The 14,782-nt window shown below is 58.8% G+C and carries 13 protein-coding genes; 3 read left to right on the top strand and 10 right to left on the bottom strand.

Translation table 11 applies throughout. From position 1 onward, the window contains the following. Positions 1–66: 66 nt before the first annotated feature. Positions 67–699 (bottom strand): 23S rRNA (uridine(2552)-2'-O)-methyltransferase RlmE, encoded by a 633-nt coding sequence (rlmE, locus tag PPUTUW4_RS03565; RefSeq protein WP_007988685.1) that lies wholly within the window; start codon positions 697–699, stop codon positions 67–69. 105 nt (positions 700–804) lie between these two features. On the opposite strand from rlmE, the gene PPUTUW4_RS03560 reads away from it, so the two are divergent. Further along, complete coding sequence (locus tag PPUTUW4_RS03560; RefSeq protein WP_007942889.1) at positions 805–1,113, top strand: YhbY family RNA-binding protein; 309 nt, start codon at positions 805–807, stop codon at positions 1,111–1,113. A gap of 9 nt (positions 1,114–1,122) precedes the next feature. Here PPUTUW4_RS03560 and PPUTUW4_RS03555 read toward each other — a convergent pair whose 3' ends face one another. The 8 genes from PPUTUW4_RS03555 to grpE form a co-directional block, all read right to left on the bottom strand. Next, positions 1,123–1,527: a hypothetical protein gene (locus PPUTUW4_RS03555; RefSeq protein ID WP_015093435.1), complete on the bottom strand. Its 405-nt coding sequence runs from the start codon at positions 1,525–1,527 to the stop codon at positions 1,123–1,125. 28 nt (positions 1,528–1,555) lie between these two features. After that, positions 1,556–2,032 (bottom strand): transcription elongation factor GreA, encoded by a 477-nt coding sequence (greA, locus tag PPUTUW4_RS03550; RefSeq protein WP_032829443.1) that lies wholly within the window; start codon positions 2,030–2,032, stop codon positions 1,556–1,558. A 2-nt stretch (positions 2,033–2,034) separates the two neighbouring features. Continuing rightward, positions 2,035–5,256, bottom strand: a complete 3,222-nt coding sequence (gene carB, locus PPUTUW4_RS03545) for a carbamoyl-phosphate synthase large subunit (RefSeq protein WP_015093434.1) — start codon at positions 5,254–5,256, stop codon at positions 2,035–2,037. Between the two features lie 117 nt (positions 5,257–5,373). Further along, a complete protein-coding gene (gene carA / locus PPUTUW4_RS03540; RefSeq protein WP_007973130.1) occupies positions 5,374–6,510 on the bottom strand; it encodes a glutamine-hydrolyzing carbamoyl-phosphate synthase small subunit in 1,137 nt (378 codons plus the stop codon). 259 nt (positions 6,511–6,769) lie between these two features. Next, positions 6,770–7,573: a 4-hydroxy-tetrahydrodipicolinate reductase gene (dapB, locus tag PPUTUW4_RS03535; protein WP_015093433.1), complete on the bottom strand. Its 804-nt coding sequence runs from the start codon at positions 7,571–7,573 to the stop codon at positions 6,770–6,772. Positions 7,574–7,583: 10 nt separating this feature from the next. Then, the gene (dnaJ, locus tag PPUTUW4_RS03530) at positions 7,584–8,708 is read right to left on the bottom strand and encodes a molecular chaperone DnaJ (protein WP_007973132.1); all 1,125 of its coding nucleotides are present in this window, start codon (positions 8,706–8,708) and stop codon (positions 7,584–7,586) included. Between the two features lie 296 nt (positions 8,709–9,004). After that, positions 9,005–10,921, bottom strand: coding sequence for a molecular chaperone DnaK (gene dnaK, locus PPUTUW4_RS03525; protein ID WP_015093432.1), 1,917 nt, complete (start codon positions 10,919–10,921; stop codon positions 9,005–9,007). Between the two features lie 102 nt (positions 10,922–11,023). Then, complete coding sequence (gene grpE, locus PPUTUW4_RS03520; RefSeq protein ID WP_015093431.1) at positions 11,024–11,590, bottom strand: nucleotide exchange factor GrpE; 567 nt, start codon at positions 11,588–11,590, stop codon at positions 11,024–11,026. Between the two features lie 240 nt (positions 11,591–11,830). On the opposite strand from grpE, the gene recN reads away from it, so the two are divergent. After that, on the top strand, positions 11,831–13,504 hold the full coding sequence (recN, locus tag PPUTUW4_RS03515) for a DNA repair protein RecN (protein WP_015093430.1): 1,674 nt from the start codon (positions 11,831–11,833) through the stop codon (positions 13,502–13,504). A 193-nt stretch (positions 13,505–13,697) separates the two neighbouring features. Here the strand turns inward: recN and fur are convergent, their stop codons facing one another. Beyond that, positions 13,698–14,102, bottom strand: a complete 405-nt coding sequence (fur, locus tag PPUTUW4_RS03510) for a ferric iron uptake transcriptional regulator (RefSeq protein WP_003197684.1) — start codon at positions 14,100–14,102, stop codon at positions 13,698–13,700. Positions 14,103–14,199: 97 nt separating this feature from the next. Here fur and PPUTUW4_RS03505 point away from each other — a divergent pair, with 97 nt between their 5' ends. After that, positions 14,200–14,727, top strand: coding sequence for an outer membrane protein assembly factor BamE (locus tag PPUTUW4_RS03505; RefSeq protein WP_007973139.1), 528 nt, complete (start codon positions 14,200–14,202; stop codon positions 14,725–14,727). Positions 14,728–14,782: the final 55 nt, after the last annotated feature.

The raw sequence follows: 14,782 nt of genomic DNA, 5'->3' as shown, positions 1-14,782 counted from the left end.
ACACAATATTCGCTAATTCTGACAAGGCGTAATACAAAAATCCTATCACCCCGATCGAAAATTCACTCATTCCTCACTGCGACCGCGGAAACCGCGACCCAGCAGGTACTGCTCGCGAGAACGGTCGCGCGACGAAGTCGGCTTGCGCATCTGCACCTTCTCGAACTGCTGGCGAACGCTCTTGTGGAATTCGTCGAAACCTTCGCCCTGGAAGATCTTGATCAAAAAATCACCACCGGGCTTGAGCACCCGCGTCGACAGATCCAGTGCCAATTCGCACAGGAACATCGCGCGCGGCATATCAACGGCCGGCAATCCACTCATATTGGGGGCCATGTCGGAAATCACAAGGTCTACTTCTTTATTTCCGACGGCGTCGAGGATCTGGGCCAGCACGGCATCCTCGGTAAAGTCGCCTTGAATAAAGGTGACATCGGGGATGCTGTCCATTTCAAGAATGTCAGAAGCGATCAGTGTGCCCTGCCCGCCAATCAGACGACTGGTCACCTGCGACCAGCCACCCGGAGCCGCACCCAGGTCGATTACGCTCATGCCCGGGCGGATCAAACGGTCCTTTTCCTGGATCTCCAGCAGTTTGTAGCTGGCGCGGGAACGGTACCCGTCTTTCTGTGCCATTTTGACGAATGGGTCGTTGAAATGTTCTTGCAGCCACTTAAGGCTTGTCTTGGAACGGGCCACGGGATACCTCGGAATTAAAACGGGTCGTGATTAACTGGGCGGTCCCGGACTCGCTCGGGTAAACTGGCCGCCGCTTTTTACAAGATCAGACGCAGGGGTCAGATTATGCCGCTCACTCAAGAGCAGAAGAAACAGTACAAATCCATTGGCCACCATCTGAAACCGGTTTTGATTGTGGCAGACAATGGTTTGACTGAAGGTGTGTTAGCCGAACTCGAACGCGCTTTGGCGGATCACGAGCTGATCAAGATCAAGCTCAACATCCTCGATCGCGAATCGCGCCTGGCGTCCATTGCAGAGCTCTGCAAGGTCGGCAAAGCGGATCTGGTTCAGGTCATCGGCAAGATGGCGCTGATCTACCGCAAGAACTTCAGCGTCAACAAGCAGCTGTCGAACGTCCATCGCTTCAAGTGATGGCAAGGGTCAAGGGTGTGCCTGGCGCACCCTGCCACTCCACCCCGGAACCGGCTGCAACACCAGCACCAACCCGGAAAAGCCCAGGACAAGATAGCTGAACGCCTGCCAACGCAGCGCATCCGGCCAACCAAAGCGCACCACGAAGAACATCGCGCACGCATACAGTGCCATCAACAGCAGTTGCCCGCGTATATCCCGCCATAGACTGACAAGGCCCTCGGCCTTAATCAGCACCAAAGCCTGAAAAATCAAACACGCCGTAGCGAATCCCACTACCAACGCATTGAGCGTACCTGCAATTTCGTCGATCAGCAGCGGCGCCAGGCCAATTCGGCCCAGCACCGGCAACAGACCAACTTGCAACAGCCACAAGCCACCGACCCACAACATCTGGGTCAGCTGCCAAAGCATGGCGCCCGCACGAAACGGGCGCCGGCCTTCAGACGTGGCGAACTTCGACAATCTCGTACTCGATAACACCACCAGGCGTTTTCACAGCGACCACATCACCCTCTTCCTTGGCAATCAAGGCGCGAGCGATCGGCGAACCGACGGAAATCTTGCCCAGCTTGATGTCAGCCTCGTCCTCACCAACGATCTGGTAAGTCACGCTTTCATCGGTTTCGACGTTGGCGATTTCGACGGTGGTGCCGAAAATCACCTTGCCGGTGTGAGGAATGGTCGTCACATCGATGATCACCGCGTTCTGCATGCGGCCTTCGATATCACGGATCCGTGCCTCGACCATACCCTGCTGCTCGCGGGCAGCGTGGTATTCGGCGTTTTCCTTCAAATCACCCAACTCGCGGGCCGTACCGATGTCCTGGCTGAGCTTCGGACGAACGACCTTGGTCAGGTGAGTGTGCTCTTCTTCCAGGGCGCGAGCGCCCTGAACGGTCATTGGGTACTTCGTTATGCTCATGCCTTCAATCCTGCGTGTAGATCCTGCAAGCGGCGCACGGTCTTCTCGGGACCGAACTTCAGCGCTTCGCAGATGGCTTCGCCAGCAGCAATGGTGGTGGTGCAGTAAATCTTGTGCTGCAGGGCATTACGACGAATGGAGTACGAATCAGCGATCGACTGACGACCTTCGGTGGTGTTGATGATCAGCGTGACTTCGTCATTCTTGATCATGTCGACCACGTGCGGACGACCCTCGGTCACCTTGTTCACACGGCGCACTTTCAGGCCTGCAGCCTCGATCAGCTTGGCAGTCCCGGCTGTGGCAACCACTTCGAAGCCCAAGTTGATCAGATCACGGGCCACGCCCGCAACCAGTGGCTTGTCGTCGTCACGTACGCTGATGAACGCAGTACCGCCGGTCGGCAACACTTCGCTGGCACCCATCTGGGCCTTGGCGAACGCTTCACCGAAGGTGTCGCCCACGCCCATCACTTCACCGGTCGACTTCATCTCTGGGCCGAGGATCGGGTCAACGCCAGGGAATTTGGCGAACGGGAACACCGCCTCTTTCACGCTGTAGAAGTTCGGGATGATTTCCTTGGTGAAACCCAGCTCTTTCAGGGTTTTACCGGCCATCACGCGCGCTGCGATCATCGCCAGGGAAACTCCGATGCACTTGGACACGAACGGTACGGTACGGGAAGCACGCGGGTTGACTTCGATGACGTAGATGTCTTCGCCTTGCAGCGCCAACTGCACGTTCATCAGGCCGACCACGCCCAGTTCCAGGGCCATTTTCTTGACCTGTTCGCGCATCTCGTCCTGGATGTGCGCCGGCAGCGAGTACGGCGGCAGCGAGCACGCGGAGTCACCGGAGTGAACACCGGCCTGCTCGATGTGCTGCATGATCGCGCCGATTACCACATCTTTACCGTCGCAGACCGCATCCACGTCCATTTCGATGGCGCAGTTGAGGAAGTGGTCCAGCAGCACCGGGCTGTCGTTGGACACTTGAACCGCTTCACGCAGGTAGCGCTTGAGTTCTTCTTCTTCGTAGACGATTTCCATCGCACGACCGCCCAGTACGTAGGACGGGCGCACCACCAACGGGTAACCGATCTTGGCGGCGGCACGAATGGCTTCGTCTTCGCTGCGCACGGTGGCGTTTGGCGGCTGACGCAGGTTCAGGCGCTGAACCATTTGCTGGAAGCGCTCACGGTCTTCGGCACGGTCGATGGCGTCAGGGCTGGTGCCGATGATCGGCACGCCAGCAGCTTCCAGGGCGCGGGCCAGTTTCAGCGGAGTCTGGCCGCCGTACTGGACGATCACGCCTTTCGGCTTCTCGACGCGAACGATTTCCAGCACGTCTTCCAGGGTCACTGGCTCGAAGTACAGGCGATCGGAGGTGTCGTAGTCGGTGGAAACGGTTTCCGGGTTGCAGTTGACCATGATGGTCTCGTAACCGTCATCGCGCAGGGCCAGTGCCGCGTGTACGCAGCAGTAGTCGAACTCGATGCCCTGGCCGATACGGTTCGGACCGCCACCCAGGATCATGATCTTGTCGCGACCCGATGGCGCCGCTTCGCACTCTTCTTCATACGTCGAGTACAGGTAAGCAGTGTCGGTGGCGAACTCGGCAGCGCAGGTGTCGACGCGCTTGTAGACCGGGAAGATTTCCAGCTTGTGACGATGAGCACGCAGGGCCTTCTCGGTCACACCCAGCAACTTGGCCAGGCGCATATCGGAGAAGCCTTTGCGCTTGAGACGGAACATCAGGTCGCGGTCGATGCTGGTCAGACCCAGGGTCTTGACCTTCTCTTCGTCCTTGATCAGGTCTTCCATCTGCACCAGGAACCAAGGATCGATCATGGTCATGCCGAAGATGTCTTCAACACTCATGCCGGCGCGCATGGCGTCCGCCACGTACCAGATACGCTCGGCGCCCGGCACGGTCAGCTCGCGCTTGAGCACGCTCATGCTTTCCGGGTTGCTCAGATCAACCTTCTCGTCCAGGCCGCAAACACCAACTTCCAGGCCGCGCAGGGCTTTCTGCAGGGATTCCTGGAAGGTACGGCCGATGGCCATGACTTCACCCACCGACTTCATTTGGGTGGTCAGGCGCGCGTCAGCCTTGGAGAACTTCTCGAAGGCGAAACGTGGCAGCTTGGTCACGACGTAGTCGATGGACGGTTCGAAAGACGCCGGGGTCTTGCCGCCAGTGATGTCGTTCGACAGCTCGTCGAGGGTGTAGCCCACAGCCAGCTTGGCCGCGACCTTGGCGATCGGGAAGCCAGTGGCTTTCGAAGCCAGCGCCGAGGAACGCGACACGCGCGGGTTCATTTCGATCACGACCATGCGACCGGTGTTCGGGCAGATACCGAACTGAACGTTGGAACCACCGGTTTCCACGCCGATCTCGCGCAGCACCGCCAGGGAGGCGTTACGCAGGATCTGGTATTCCTTGTCGGTCAGGGTCTGTGCCGGAGCAACGGTGATCGAGTCACCAGTGTGCACACCCATCGGGTCGAAGTTTTCGATGGAGCAGACGATGATGCAGTTGTCCTTCTTATCGCGGACAACCTCCATCTCGTATTCTTTCCAGCCGATCAGCGATTCGTCGATCAGCAGCTCTTTGGTCGGCGACAGGTCCAGACCGCGGGCGCAGATTTCTTCGAACTCTTCACGGTTGTAAGCGATACCGCCACCGGTGCCGCCCATGGTGAAGGACGGACGGATGATGCACGGGAAGCCGAGCTTCTCGAGGACCGCGTTGGCCTCTTCCATGCTGTGGGCGATACCGGAACGCGGGCACGCCAGGCCGATGGACTTCATCGCCTTGTCGAAACGCGAACGGTCTTCAGCCTTGTCGATTGTATCGGCGTTGGCACCGATCATCTCTACGCCGAACTTTTCCAGAACGCCTTCGCGCTCCAGGTCCAGGGCGCAGTTCAGAGCAGTCTGGCCGCCCATGGTGGGCAGCAGCGCGTCCGGACGTTCTTTCTCGATGATCTTGGCAACGGTCTGCCACTTGATCGGTTCGATGTAGGTGGCGTCGGCCATGGCCGGGTCGGTCATGATGGTGGCCGGGTTGGAGTTCACCAGGATGACGCGGTAACCCTCCTCGCGCAGGGCTTTACAGGCCTGGGCGCCGGAGTAGTCGAATTCACAGGCCTGGCCGATCACGATCGGGCCAGCGCCGAGAATCAGGATGCTTTTAATGTCTGTACGTTTTGGCATGGGTTTGTCACTCAAATCCGCAGGTCAGTCGGCAAGCCGTCTTGTTCAATCTCTGAAGACTTGAGGGGGCCGCCGATGCGGGACCACCCTCAAGCTTTGCTACATCATGGCGAGCGATCAGCGTCGCTTGGCCATCTCGTTGATGAAGCGATCGAACAATGGCGCCACGTCGTTCGGGCCAGGGCTGGCTTCCGGGTGACCCTGGAAGCTGAAGGCGCTCTTGTCGGTACGCTCGATCCCTTGCAGGGTGCCGTCGAACAGCGATTTGTGAATCGCGCGAACGTTGGCTGGCAGGGTAGCTTCGTCCACGGCAAAACCGTGGTTCTGGCTGGTGATCATCACCACACCGGTGTCCAGGTCCTGGACCGGGTGGTTGGCACCGTGGTGACCGTGACCCATTTTCAGGGTCTTGGCACCGGAGGCCAGGGCCAGCAGTTGGTGACCGAGGCAGATACCGAAGACCGGGATCTCGGTTTCCAGCACGTCCTTGATCGCCTGGATCGCGTAGTCGCATGGCTCCGGATCACCAGGGCCGTTGGACAGGAACACGCCGTCCGGCTTCAGCGCCAGCACATCGGCAGCAGGGGTTTGCGCTGGCACCACGGTCACACGGCAACCGCGCTCGACCAGCATGCGCAGGATGTTCACCTTGACGCCGTAGTCGTAGGCAACCACGTGGTATGGCAGTTCGGACGCGTCGATGGTCGCGTGGCTGTCGGTTTTCAGATCCCAGACAGTCGAACGCCATTCGTAGCTGTCCTTGGTGCTGACAACCTTCGCCAGATCCATGCCTTTCAGACCAGGAAAACCCTGGGCGGCGGCGATGGCGGCTTCTTCGGAAATGTTGTCACCGGCCATGATGCAGCCGTTCTGCGCGCCTTTTTCACGCAGGATGCGCGTCAGGCGGCGGGTGTCGATACCGGCGATGGCTACAACGTTGTTGGCCTTCAGGTAATCGGACAGGGACATCGTGTTACGCCAGTTGCTCGCCACCAGAGGCAGGTCACGGATGACCAGGCCAGCGGACCAGACGCGGTTGGACTCGGCGTCTTCCGGCGTGGTGCCGGTGTTGCCGATGTGCGGGTAAGTCAGGGTAACGATCTGTTGGGCGTAGGAAGGATCGGTAAGGATTTCCTGATAGCCGGTCATTGCGGTGTTGAACACCACCTCACCAACGGTTTGACCGTCGGCTCCAATGGCTTCGCCGCGAAAAATGCTGCCATCAGCAAGGGCGAGTATGGCTGGCTTAGTCAAGAAGACCTCCCGTAAATAAAGCCTGAAAGGGCGATCGCAGGTTGTAAAAAAGCGGAGTGACGTATGGACACGTCACCCCGCTTCTTCACTGAATTATTCTGCGCGCTTTTAGTGGACACACTAAAGCTGTAGCTTACAGAAAAAGGCCTTTTCGGTCTACCGCCAATGAGCCTTAAAGGCTGGAGAATGCGACAGGACGTCGCTTGACGGAACAAAACCGGGCTCAAACGCGGTGCGCGAGCCCGATTTCGGGTGCATCTTAACGCAGATCGAGCACGTCTTGCATGTCGTAAAGGCCAGGCGCGCGCCCGTCCAGCCACAATGCAGCACGTACCGCGCCCTTGGCGAAGGTCATGCGACTGGACGCCTTGTGGGTGATCTCGACACGCTCGCCGTCGGCGGCGAACAGCACGGTGTGATCACCGACGATGTCGCCGGCACGCACAGTGGCGAAACCGATGGTTTCACGATCACGCGCACCGGTCTGGCCTTCACGGCCATACACCGCCACTTTCTTCAGGTCACGACCCAACGCATCGGCAATCACCTCGCCCATGCGCACGGCAGTGCCAGACGGCGCGTCGACTTTATGCCGATGGTGAGCCTCAGTGATTTCGATATCGACATCGTCACCCAATACGCGAGCAGCCGTATCGAGCAACTTCAGGCACAGGTTGACCCCGACACTGAAGTTGGCCGCGAAGACAATCGGAATGTCCTTGCCCGCTTCCGCCAGCAACTGCTTTTCTTCAACACTGAAGCCCGTGGTCCCGATGATCATGGCCTTGCCGTGTTTACGGCAGAAAGCCAGGTTCTTCAGGGTCACCGTCGGGTGCGTGAAGTCGATCAGCACGTCGAACTCGTCGACCACCCGATCCAGATCGCCGGACAGCGGCACACCAATGCGACCGATAGCCGCCAGCTCACCGGCATCCGCACCGACCAGCGTGCTGTCAGGACGATCCACTGCCGCCGTCAACCCGGCGCCCGGCGCCTGCTGCACCGCTTCAATCAGGGTCTTGCCCATGCGCCCGGCGGCGCCCATCACTGCTATACGTCGCATGCCTGTCTCCTTACAAATCGCCGAAGAAGCGTTTCACGCCTTCGAACCAGCCAGTGGTTTTCGGCGAATGGCTGTTGTCGTCCGCCAGCGAACTGCGGAATTCCTCGAGCATTTCACGCTGGCGACGGCTCAGGTTGACCGGCGTCTCGACCGCCACACGGCACATCAAGTCGCCCGCACCACCGCCACGCACAGGGGCGACACCCTTGCCACGCACACGGAACTGCTTGCCGGTCTGGGTCCCCTCGGGGATCTTCAACTTGACCCGACCATCAAGGGTCGGAATCTCCAGCTCGCCACCCAGCGCCGCATCGACGAAGCTGATCGGCACTTCGCAGAACAGGTGCTTGCCATCACGCTGGAAGATCGAGTGCTCGCGCACGTTGATCACCACGTACAGGTCGCCGGTCGGGCCACCCTGGGCACCCGCCTCGCCTTCGCCGGACAGACGAATGCGGTCACCGGTATCGACGCCGGCCGGCACTTTCACCGACAGAGTCTTGTACTCTTCGACGCGACCTTCGCCGTGGCAGGAATCGCACGGATCGGAAATGATCTTGCCCTGGCCATGGCAGCGCGGGCAGGTCTGCTGCACCGAGAAGAAGCCTTGCTGCATGCGCACCTGGCCGATACCACCGCACGTCGGACAGGTCACCGGCGAAGAACCTTTCTTGGCACCGGAGCCATCGCACGGCTTGCAATTGACCAGCGTCGGAACGCGGATATTCACGGTCGTGCCGCGTACCGCTTCTTCCAGGTCCAGCTCCAGGGTGTAGCGCAAGTCACTGCCGCGCTGAGCGCCGCCACGGGAACCGCCGCGACCGCCACCGAAGAAGTCACTGAAGACATCGCCAAAGATATCGGAGAAGTTCTGACCGCCGAAACCGGCACCGCCGCCACCCATGCTCGGGTCGACACCGGCATGACCGTACTGGTCGTAGGCCGCGCGCTTGCTGGAATCCGACAGCACTTCGTAGGCCTCGTTGGCCTCCTTGAACATCTCTTCCGACGCCTTGTCATCGGGATTACGGTCCGGGTGATGCTTCATCGCCAGGCGACGGTAAGCCTTTTTCAGGTCCGCTTCGCTTGAGCCACGCTCAACACCCAATACTTCGTAATAGTCACGCTTTGCCATAAGTCTTTGCACTCTTGAGGACGTCCGGCAAAACCCTCCTGAGTTTGCCGAACTCGTTGAGCCCCAATACAGGCCCGGACCCAACTCACGTCAATTCAACGATCCTGGTCTTTGATTCGATGCGGTACTTTCAGCTCGAAAAGCAGGAGCATTTCCGGCCATACCGCCAGCACGCGAACGCTGTCGCATGCTGTAAAAATTCGCGTATTCCAGATACGCCAACGCGGGAGCAAGCTCCCGCGCGGCGACATCCTACCAGTCACCGCCTAAAGGCAGTCAACCGGCCGACCAACAACTTACTTGTGGTCTTTGACTTCTTCGAACTCGGCATCGACAACATCGTCAGCCTTTTCAGCTTTCTCATCGTGCGGTGCCGCGCCTTCAGCAGGCTGAGCCTGTTCGGCGTACATCTTCTGTGCAACCGGCGCCGAGACTTTCGACAGCTCTTCAACCTTGGCTTCGATGGCAGCCTTGTCGTCGCCTTTTACAGCGGCTTCCAGTGCAACCACGGCAGCTTCGATCGCGGTCTTCTCTTCAGCGGTGACCTTGTCGCCCGCGTCAGCAACCATTTTGCGCGTCGAGTGAACCAGTGCGTCGCCCTGGTTACGGGCAGCGGCCAGCTCTTCGAACTTGCGGTCTTCCTCGGCGTTAGCCTCGGCATCACGCACCATGCGCTCGATTTCCTCGTCGGACAGACCGGAGTTGGCCTTGATCACGATCGACTGAGTCTTGCCGGTAGCCTTGTCCTTCGCACCTACGTGCAGGATGCCGTTGGCGTCGATGTCGAAGGTCACTTCGATCTGCGGCACGCCACGTGGAGCTGGTGGAATGTCGGCCAGGTCGAACTTGCCCAGGGACTTGTTCTGAGCAGCCTGCTTACGCTCGCCTTGCAGCACGTGAATGGTCACGGCGCCCTGGTTGTCGTCGGCAGTCGAGAACACTTGCGATTTCTTGGTAGGAATCGTGGTGTTTTTCTCGATCAGCGCAGTCATCACGCCACCCATGGTTTCGATACCCAGAGTCAGCGGGCTGACGTCGAGCAGCAGAACGTCTTTTACGTCACCAGCCAGTACCGCACCCTGGATGGCAGCCCCCATGGCAACCGCTTCGTCCGGGTTGACGTCTTTGCGAGCTTCTTTACCGAAGAACTCGGTGACCAGCTTCTGAACCAGTGGCATACGGGTCTGACCGCCCACCAGGATCACGTCGTTGATCGCACCAACGTCGATACCGGCATCTTTCATTGCGATGCGGCAAGGCTCGATGGTGCGCTGAACCAGGTCTTCCACCAATGCTTCGAGCTTGGCGCGGGAGATCTTCACGTTCAGGTGCTTCGGACCGGTGGCGTCTGCAGTGATGTACGGCAGGTTCACGTCGGTCGACTGGCTCGAGGACAGTTCGATCTTGGCTTTTTCAGCGGCTTCTTTCAGGCGCTGCATGGCCAGCGGGTCACCCTTGAGGTTCATGCCGCTTTCTTTCTTGAATTCGTCGACGAGGTAGTCGATCAGACGAATGTCAAAGTCTTCACCGCCCAGGAACGTGTCACCGTTGGTGGCCAGTACTTCGAACTGGTGCTCGCCATCGACTTCAGCGATCTCGATCACGGAAACGTCGAAAGTACCACCACCCAGGTCATAAACGATCACGGTGTGATCGCCCTTGGCCTTGTCCATACCGTAAGCCAGAGCAGCAGCGGTTGGTTCGTTGATGATACGTTTTACGTCCAGACCGGCGATGCGGCCAGCGTCTTTGGTCGCCTGGCGCTGGCTGTCGTTGAAGTAGGCCGGAACGGTGATCACCGCTTCAGTCACGGTCTCGCCGAGGTAGTCTTCGGCGGTCTTCTTCATTTTCTTCAGGATTTCAGCCGAGATTTGTGGCGGTGCCATTTTCTGGCCGTTCACTTCAACCCAGGCGTCGCTGTTGTCAGCCTTGACGATCTTGTAAGGGACCATCTGGATGTCTTTCTGCACGACTTCTTCGTCGAAACGACGACCGATCAGACGCTTCACCGCATACAGGGTGTTGTGCGGATTGGTCACAGCCTGACGCTTGGCCGACTGGCCAACCAGGATTTCGCCATCGTTGGCGTAAGCGATGATCGACGGCGTGGTACGCGCGCCTTCAGCGTTTTCAATAACTTTGGCCTTGCCGTTTTCCAGCACGGAGACGCAGGAGTTGGTAGTCCCCAGGTCGATACCGATAATTTTGCCCATGTTCACTCTCCCGAAACTTTGGATTTGGTTGCCGCAGCAGTGGTGGCTAACTGCGGTAGCACTTAAACGCTTGACTTATAAATGGGGGCCTTGCGGCGGATTTCAAGCCTGCTCGTCAATCGAAGGCGAAACCGGCGCAGGCGCCTTGCTGACCACAACCATCGCCGGGCGCAGCAGGCGACCATTGAGCTGATAGCCCTTCTGGAACACCTTCAGAACACTGTTCGGCTCGACATCGGCGCTTTCCTGCATGGCCATCGCCTGATGCTGAACAGCGTTGAACGGTTCGCCATGCGGATCGATCGCTTCAAGCTGATAACGCTTGAGAGTGTCGTGGAACATTTTCAGGGTCAGCTCGATGCCTTCGCGCATCGGACGAATGCTTTCGTCGTCCGGGCTGGACAGTTCCAGGCCGCGCTCCAGGCTGTCGACGATCGGCAACAGGTCGCCGGCGAATTTTTCCAGTGCAAACTTGTGAGCCTTCTCCACATCCTGCTCGGCGCGACGGCGGACGTTCTGCAGATCGGCGGCTACACGCAAAGCCTGATCCTGAGCGCCTGCCAGTTGCTCTTCGAGCACTTGTACACGAGCCGCCAGGTCATCACCCGAAGCCTCGGGCGCCTGGTTGGCGTCTGGGTTTTGCGTATCCACTGTCTGTTCGTCAGCCATAGATTTCTCCTTTCAATTTCGTCCGCGAGCTCAACTCGCGCTTCTGCCCAGCTATATGGGGCCGCAAAATCCGGCTTCAAGGGGCGTCGATGATTAACCCTACAAAAAACAATCGCATTGTCATGCCAGCTCGCGATAAGGGTTTTGTCGGACCGAGCGAATCGAGCTAACGGAGGGCATTGTCAGCCAGAAACAAAACACTGTATAAATAACCAGACCTAACACCTGGGAGCGGCCCATATGCTGGTGCACCTGTCCGTACACAACTACGCCATCGTTGAACATCTCGATCTCGAACTCGATCGCGGGATGAGCGTGATCACCGGGGAAACCGGCGCGGGCAAGTCGATCATGCTCGACGCGCTGGGCCTGACCCTGGGCGATCGTGCCGACAGCGGCGTGGTCCGTCCCGGCGCCGACAAGGCCGATATCCTGGCCACCTTCGATCTGGCCGACATTCCGGAAGCCAGCGCCTGGCTGGCCGAACGCGACCTCGAAAACGACGGCCCGTGCATCCTGCGCCGGGTGATCACATCCGAAGGACGCTCGCGCGGCTACATCAACGGCACACCCTGCCCGCTTGGCGATCTGAAGGCGCTGGGCGAACTGCTGATCGACATTCACAGCCAGCACGAACACCAATCCCTGCTCAAGACCGACACCCACCGTCGCCTGCTCGATGAATATGCCGGCGCGACGGATCTGGCCCGCCAGGTTCAACTCGCCGCACAACGCTGGCGCCAGACCCGCCAGGAACTGGAGCGGCTCTCCAACTCCGGTGACGAGCAACGCGCCCGTCATCAATTGCTCAGCTATCAACTCGAAGAACTGGAAAACCTTGGCCTCGGTGACAATGAGCTGGAGCTGCTGGAACAGGAACACAAGAACCTGACCAACGCCGAAACGCTGCTGGGGATTTGCCGGCAAGTCGTCGAACAATGCAGCGAAAGTGATTCCGGAAATGTCCTCAACGCCCTCACCGCCAGCCTCAACCGACTGTCGAGCGTGAACAGCTCGATCGGCGCCCTGGGCGAAGCCAGCAGCTTGCTGACCAGCGCACAGATCCAGGTTGAAGAGGCCGTGGGCGAACTGAACCGCTTCCTCGACAATTTCGATGCCGATCCATCGCGCCTTCAGTACCTTGAAGAACGCCTCGATGCGATCTACACCCTGGCGCGCAAACACCGCATCCAGCCGACTGAAGTGGCCGAGATGCAACAGAAGCTGCTGGACGAAATCGAAACCCTGAATGCCAACGACGAATCCATCGAGCGCCTGAGCGATGAGCTGTCGTCCTACGCCCGGCACTACCAGGAAAAGGCCCGGGAGCTGAGCGATCTAAGGCATCAAGCATCGAACAGCCTGGCCAGCGCCGTGGAGCAGGAAATCCAGCGATTGGGCATGCCCGGTGGCCGCTTCACCATTGAACTGCGCCCGAACAGCGGCAACGAACTGCTGCCAAACGGACTCGAACAGGTAGAACTGCTGGTCAGTGCCAACCCCGGGCAACCACTGAAGGCCCTGGCGAAAGTGGCGTCCGGCGGCGAACTGTCGCGGATCAGCCTGGCGATTCAGGTGATCACCGCACAGACCTCCCGTGTACCGACCCTGGTATTCGACGAAGTCGACGTCGGCATTGGCGGCCCGACCGCAGAAATCGTCGGCCAGTTGCTGCGCAGACTCGGCGAGCGTGGGCAGGTACTGACCGTAACCCACTTGCCGCAAGTGGCAGCTCAGGGCCATCAGCATCTATTTGTGCATAAAGTACGCGGCGAAGATGCCACCCGTACGGCCGTATCCAAACTGAGCAAAAATGACCGCGTCGAAGAAGTCGCACGGATGCTGGGCGGCATCGATCTGACCAAGGAATCCCTGGCTCACGCCAAGAAAATGGTCGTCACTGCAAAAATCTAAAGCGAACCCTGTAGGAGCTGCCGCAGGCTGCGATCTTTTGACTTTGCCCCTTCTAAAGGCACAGATCAAAAGATCGCAGCCTGCGGCAGCTCCTACAGGAACCATGTGCAAACCAGCACACGACGCAGAAAGCACGAAGGCGACCCTGGGGTCGCCTTCGCTCGTTTCGCGAACGGAAGTTCGCGCGACATGCTTACTTTTTCTTGCGTACGTACAGCACCAGATTGTGATCAACCATCTCGAAGCCATACTTGTCGACGATTGCTTTCTGAAGCCGCTCGATTTCTTCGTCGAAGAATTCGATCACTTCGCTGGTTTCGACGTTGACCATATGGTCGTGATGCTTTCCGTCGTCCAGTTCGAAGACCGCATGGCCTCCGTCGAAGTTGTGTCGCACCACAAGGCCAGCTGCCTCGAACTGGGTCAGAACACGGTAAACCGTGGCCAGACCGACGTCCTCACCAGCCTCCATAAGGGCCTTGTAGACATCCTCGGCACTCATGTGGCGTTGCTCGGCGGAGTCGAGCATTTGCAGAATTTTGACCCGTGGCAGGGTCACTTTGAGGCCGGCTTTGCGTAGTTCGCTATTTTCAACCATGGTCAGCTTTCTCGCGATGCTGCTTCGCAGCTTCTCTTAATGCGGGTATGATCGGCGTTTACGTTGTCCCAGCCAAGATAGTGGAAGTCGCCCACCGATGCAAAACACCAAGCTCTTGCTAACCAGTTTCACCTTTGTGGGACTGCTCGCACTCGCCGGTTGTTCATTCCCCGGGGTTTACAAAATCGACATCCAGCAGGGCAATGTCGTCACGCAGGACATGATAGACCAGTTACGCCCGGGAATGACCCGCAAGCAAGTACGGTTTATCATGGGCAACCCTCTGCTGACTGACACGTTCCATGCCGATCGCTGGGATTATCTGTACAGCCTGCAACCGGGTGGCGGTGAACGCCAACAGGAACGCATCAGCGTTATCTTCAACCCAAATGATCAGCTTGTCAGCCTCTCTGGTGATTTCATGCCAGGCGTGAGCCGTGACGAAGCCATTCTCGGCAAGGACAGCGGCACGACAGTGGCTGCCCCGGCAGAAAACGTCGAGAAGCCAAAACCGGAAAAGCCGGTCAAGCCAGGTTCGCTGCTGGACCAGATCCAGAAGGACGTCGACGGCGTAGAAACCGTTCCGGTCCCGACGCCGCAACCACTGGACACCTCGCCGCAATAATTTGCGACGCAATAAAAAAGCCCGGCATGCCCGGGCTTTTTATTGCCTGATGTTC

The organism is Pseudomonas sp. UW4 (genome assembly GCF_000316175.1).
GTDB classification, from domain to species: Bacteria; Pseudomonadota; Gammaproteobacteria; order Pseudomonadales; family Pseudomonadaceae; genus Aquipseudomonas; species Aquipseudomonas laurylsulfatiphila.
This window is presented reverse-complemented; position numbering and strand designations above follow the sequence as displayed.